The sequence below is a fragment of the Pyxidicoccus fallax genome (genome assembly GCF_012933655.1).
GTDB lineage: Bacteria > Myxococcota > Myxococcia > Myxococcales > Myxococcaceae > Myxococcus > Myxococcus fallax.
The window spans coordinates 1-4,321 of the sequence record NZ_JABBJJ010000578.1; the positions used below are offsets into that span (position 1 = coordinate 1).

Below are 4,321 nucleotides of genomic sequence, written 5' to 3' on the forward strand. Positions count from 1 at the left end.
CGGGACGATGGAGGGACTCCAGGTCTCGGGCGTCGCCAACGTGGCCGGCGGCGAGGTGCTCGGGCTCCAGGCGGCGGTGGGCGGCAACCTCGCGTTCGCGGGAGGCACGGGCGCGCAGCTCTCCGCCGTCTTCAACATCGCGGAAGGGGCCTATACGGGGTGGCAGCTCAGCACCACGGCGAACCGGGCGACGTCGGACTTCCGGGGGCTCCAGAGCGCCCTGGGCATCAACCTGTCGGAGCGGCTCGCGGGCGCTCAGTTGGGGCTCATCAACATCTCGGGGGATGTCTCCGGGGTGCAGCTGGGGCTCATCAACGTGGCGGCGAACGTGCGCGGGATGCAGCTGGGGCTCATCAACATCGCGGACGACGTGTCGGTGCCCATCGGCATCTTGAGCATCGTGCGCAAGGGACGGCTCGCCTTCGAGGCCTCGGCGGACGACTTCGCGCCGCTGTCGGTGAGCATCAAGACGGGTGGCCGCACGGTGTACGTGCTGGTGACGGAAGGTGTCCGGCTCAAGGAGCGTGAGGCGCACACCTTCACGCTGATGGGGCTGGGGGTGCACCTCCCGCTGGGGGCGGAGGAGCAGTACTACCTGGACGTGGACCTCGCGACGCAGTTCATCGGCTCGGAGGGGCTCGGCTCGCTGAGCCGGCTGCGGGTCATGGCGGGCTGGGAGCTGAAGCGGCGCCTGGCCCTCTTCGCGGGCGTGTCGCTCAACGCCTACGAGCCGAACGACAACGAGGAGAACCCGGACGCCGGCCTTTGGCTCAAGCCCCGGTGGAAGCTGGGGCGAGGACCGGACTCGACGCGGGTGTGGCCGGGGTTGCTGCTCGGCGTGCGTATCTGAGGGGCTTCGCCCAGGACACGCGGACCCACACGGTGCGGGGCACTGTCCGGCGGTGGACGGCGCCCCGTGCCGTATCTCATGGTGAGAGTGGGAGGGCGTTCATGCATTCCGGGGTGAATCGCGCGGCAATGTTGGTCTTGCTGGTGGGGTGTGCCTCCAACACGCCGGCACCAGGCGTGCCCGGGAACCATTGGCGTACGGGCAATCATGTCCACGTGCGCGGGCCTTGGGATGCCATCCAACCTTCGAGCAACGTCGATGAGGTCATCGACCAGTTGTGTCCTGCCATCATGAAGTTGCCACGTGCTCAGGACCGTGAGTACGGCCAGGAATACTGCGGAGCCATCTACTCCTTGGGCGAAGGCACGTACTACGCCAGCATGCCGTCACCGTTGGGAGAGCCAGTGCCCGTGGGCCCCGCGAAGCAGAAGAAGTGCATTCCACCGCGTCATGTCGTCGACGAGCGCGGACGTCCTGTCATCCTCGGGGACTTCCACAGTCATCCTTGGTCCCCGTCGCCCATGAGTCCCGCCGACCGGATTGCCGCGACGCAGATCTGGAGCATTCGCATCCAGTTCGACCGTGCCTGCACCGTCATGAAGCTCATCCCCTATCTCGACAGCGATGAGCGCCCCGGTGAGGTCTACCTGCGCAAGGACAAGAACTGGAAACTGGTGGGTGTCATCAGGCCGGAGGACAAGAGGTACGGTCTGGTGACGGCGGTAGGGGACGAATGACCCACGACGTGCGGACTCTTCGAGCGAGGAACCATCCATGAAGCACGCACTTCCGGCCTTTCTCCTGCTCCTTCCTGCCTGTGCGCTGTTTCAACGACCACCTCGTCCGGTCCATGCGCCAGCAGCGGAAACCGCAGGTGTGGAGTTCCCCCTGGCGCTTCCACTCGATGGCCGGCAGGTCGTCGGCGGCACCATGTTGAAGGCCATCCAGTTGGCGATGGACGACTATCTTCCGTGGGACCGGAAGCTCCCATCGGGAGCGACTCCGCTCCAGGAATGTCTCTCCCGGCGTGAATCCTACGACGTCGCTGCGGCACCGGGTTCGGAAGCCATCATGTACGTCAGCATCATCCCCAATGCGGAGGCTTGCGACATCGGCGGGCCTCCCATCCTGGATGTGGGTGCCAACTACGTCATCGACACCCGGGGCTGGCGCATCCTGCGGGTACAGCAATAGCCGTTCGCCTCACCCCTGCAGCAGCCACTCCAGCAGCGCCTGCGCCGCGTCCACGTGGACGAAGTGTCCGGCGCCCGGGAGCGTGGCCACGGGGCATCCGGCGGCGACCATGCGCTCCGCGTCGGCGTCCGACACGTACTTCGCCCGGCCGCCGCGGATGCAGCGCATGGGCGGCCGGCCCTGGCGCTCCACGGCCTCCCACAGGTCCGTGCCATTGACGCGCGAGTGCAGGTCCGCGAGCGCCTGCCGGTCGAACCGCCAGCGCACGCCATCCGGCTCGGTGTGCAGGTTCATCAGCAGCCAGTCCGCGAGGTGCTCGGACAGGCCACGTCCCGTCAACTCCGCGCGCATGGCCCGGCGGCTCTCCGCGCGTGGCGGCGCCTGGAGGAGCACGCCCAGCACCATGCCGCTCTCCGACAGATTCCCCGGCACGGGGCCCGGAGTGATGTCCAGCAGGGTGACGCTCCGCACGGCCTCGGGAACATGGAGGCTGCCAGCGAGCGACACCCGTCCTCCCAGCGAGTGCCCCACCCAGTCGAACGGACCGGTGACGCCGCGGGAGCGCACGGTGTCCACCACGTCGCGAGCCAGCGTGAACAGGTCCGAGGTCGGAGGCAGAGCGGGGGAGGTGCCATGACCGGTGAGGTCGGGGAGCAGGAAGCGGCGCTTGGGGTCCGCCGCGCTCCAGGAAGTGGCCAGGGTGCGCAGGTTGCGGCCCGTGCCGAGGAAGCCATGCAGCATGACCGTGGCCACCTCGCCCTCACCGACCTCGAAGCATTCGAGCACCATCGTCCGTCCCATGCCTTTCCATCCGCGCACCGTGAGCCTTGACCTGGGGCGGACCGTGCCGCTTCATACCGCGAACCCACTTCCTGACGAGGTCTCTCCGCGTGACGACCGTCTCCCTGTTGCTCCTCGTACTCGCCGCCGCCCCTGCGGGTACACCCGCAGCGGACCCGAAGGCGGCCGTGGCCGCCGTGCTGGATGACTGGCACAAGGCGGCTGCCGCCGCGGACGAGCCGCGCTACTTCGGCCACTTCACGGCGGACGCGGTGTTCCTCGGCACGGACGCCACGGAGCGCTGGTCCCGCGACGAATTCCGCGCCTGGGCGAAGCCGTACTTCTCCAAGGGCAAGGCCTGGAGCTTCAAGCCGGTGTCGCGTCACATCACCCTGTCGAAGGACGGCAGCCTCGCCTGGTTCGACGAGGCGCTGGACACGCCCAACCTGGGCCCGAGCCGGGGCAGCGGCGTGCTGGTGAAGGAGGGCACCACCTGGAAGATCGCCCAGTACAACCTGTCCGTGCCCATCCCCAACGACATCATGGGCGAGGTGACGAAGCGCATCGCCGCCTACGAGAAGGCACTGGCGGCGCCGAAGGATGCGCCCGCGGCACCGAAGGCTCCGGCGCCCGCGCCCACGAAGAAGTAGCCCTGCTGGGGAGGAGCGATAGGCGGGCATCGCTGCGAACACAGTCGCTCTGATGTTTTGGGTTTGCTCCATGCGCTGGAGCGCCATGCTCGCCTCCTCTGCTCCCACTTGGGGGGGCCGCGCGCCATCCTTGCGGCGGGTCTGGCAAGCTGCCAGCTTGGTCTCATGCTCGGGTTTCTCCGCCGTCTGTTCGGCCGCCAGCCCACCGCCAGGCCGCCCCCGCCGCCGCAGCTCGGCCCCTGGGGCAAGGGTTGGAAGGTGCTGGTCTTCCGCTACACCGACGGCGATCGCGAAGAACTCCATGTGCTCGCGCCCGTCGACGGGTACTCGTTCGACTGGGAGGTGTTGCGTCCCCACGTCAGAGGCGAGCCCTGGCCACCGCTCCGGCACGAGCCTGGCCACAAGACCGCCGTCCTGGGCTGGAAGGGTCACCATACCTTCCTCGACGTCGGCGACGGCGAGCCCATGCGCATGAGCTTCGGCGACCTGATCCCGGGCCGGTTTGGGGCCGGAGCCGGCTCCAGCCGCTGCGCCGTGCTGGAGGACGTGCGGGACGCCGTGTTCTAGTACTACTTGGCTGGCTGTGTATGCCGTCTACCCGGAGGCGGCCGCGGTCGAGCGGGGCCCGTTTCTCGAAGCGCTGCTCAACCTCGTCTGCCTCGCCATGGCGTGGGTGTGGTTGCGTCCGACGGAGGACGGGACGGCGCGGCGCCAAGACGTGTGGGCAGGGGTGCTGCTCGCCACCGCGTGCGCCATCAAGCTGACGGCGGGCGTCTGGGTGCTCGCGGCGGTCTGGGCGCGCGGAGTCGCGGGTGAGGGCCGGCGCGTCATGAGGACGGTGGGGACC

At 68.6% G+C, this 4,321-nt stretch carries 6 protein-coding genes and 1 pseudogene; 6 read left to right on the plus strand and 1 reads right to left on the minus strand.

All coding sequences use genetic code 11. The features are described 5' to 3' along the window. The 3 genes from HG543_RS51910 to HG543_RS51920 form a co-directional block, all read left to right on the plus strand. The coding region (locus HG543_RS51910; protein ID WP_439332623.1) for an LA_2272 family surface repeat-containing protein at positions 1-850 on the plus strand (850 nt) is incomplete at its 5' end. 101 nt (positions 851-951) lie between these two features. Then, entirely contained in the window at positions 952-1,587 is a 636-nt protein-coding gene (locus tag HG543_RS51915; protein WP_169352409.1) for a hypothetical protein, read from the plus strand. A 37-nt stretch (positions 1,588-1,624) separates the two neighbouring features. After that, positions 1,625-2,044: a hypothetical protein gene (locus tag HG543_RS51920; RefSeq protein WP_169352410.1), complete on the plus strand. Its 420-nt coding sequence runs from the start codon at positions 1,625-1,627 to the stop codon at positions 2,042-2,044. 9 nt (positions 2,045-2,053) lie between these two features. Here HG543_RS51920 and HG543_RS51925 read toward each other — a convergent pair whose 3' ends face one another. Then, positions 2,054-2,833 carry an alpha/beta fold hydrolase gene (locus HG543_RS51925; RefSeq protein ID WP_169352413.1) on the minus strand — a complete coding sequence of 260 codons (780 nt, stop codon included), beginning with the start codon at positions 2,831-2,833 and terminating at the stop codon, positions 2,054-2,056. A 101-nt stretch (positions 2,834-2,934) separates the two neighbouring features. Here HG543_RS51925 and HG543_RS51930 point away from each other — a divergent pair, with 101 nt between their 5' ends. The 3 genes and pseudogenes from HG543_RS51930 to HG543_RS51940 all read left to right on the plus strand — a co-directional run. Beyond that, complete coding sequence (locus HG543_RS51930; protein WP_169352411.1) at positions 2,935-3,474, plus strand: nuclear transport factor 2 family protein; 540 nt, start codon at positions 2,935-2,937, stop codon at positions 3,472-3,474. Between the two features lie 165 nt (positions 3,475-3,639). After that, a complete protein-coding gene (locus HG543_RS51935; RefSeq protein ID WP_169352412.1) occupies positions 3,640-4,041 on the plus strand; it encodes a hypothetical protein in 402 nt (133 codons plus the stop codon). Positions 4,042-4,057: 16 nt separating this feature from the next. Beyond that, a pseudogene (locus HG543_RS51940) lies at positions 4,058-4,321 on the plus strand (hypothetical protein); the annotation flags it as partial.

Coding starts and splice junctions, on each gene's coding strand:
- HG543_RS51925 (WP_169352413.1), bottom strand. CDS start 2,833: ATGGTGCTCGAATGCTTCGAGGTCGGTGAGGGCGAGGTGGCCACGGTC.
- HG543_RS51920 (WP_169352410.1), top strand. CDS start 1,625: ATGAAGCACGCACTTCCGGCCTTTCTCCTGCTCCTTCCTGCCTGTGCG.
- HG543_RS51915 (WP_169352409.1), top strand. CDS start 952: ATGCATTCCGGGGTGAATCGCGCGGCAATGTTGGTCTTGCTGGTGGGG.
- HG543_RS51935 (WP_169352412.1), top strand. CDS start 3,640: ATGCTCGGGTTTCTCCGCCGTCTGTTCGGCCGCCAGCCCACCGCCAGG.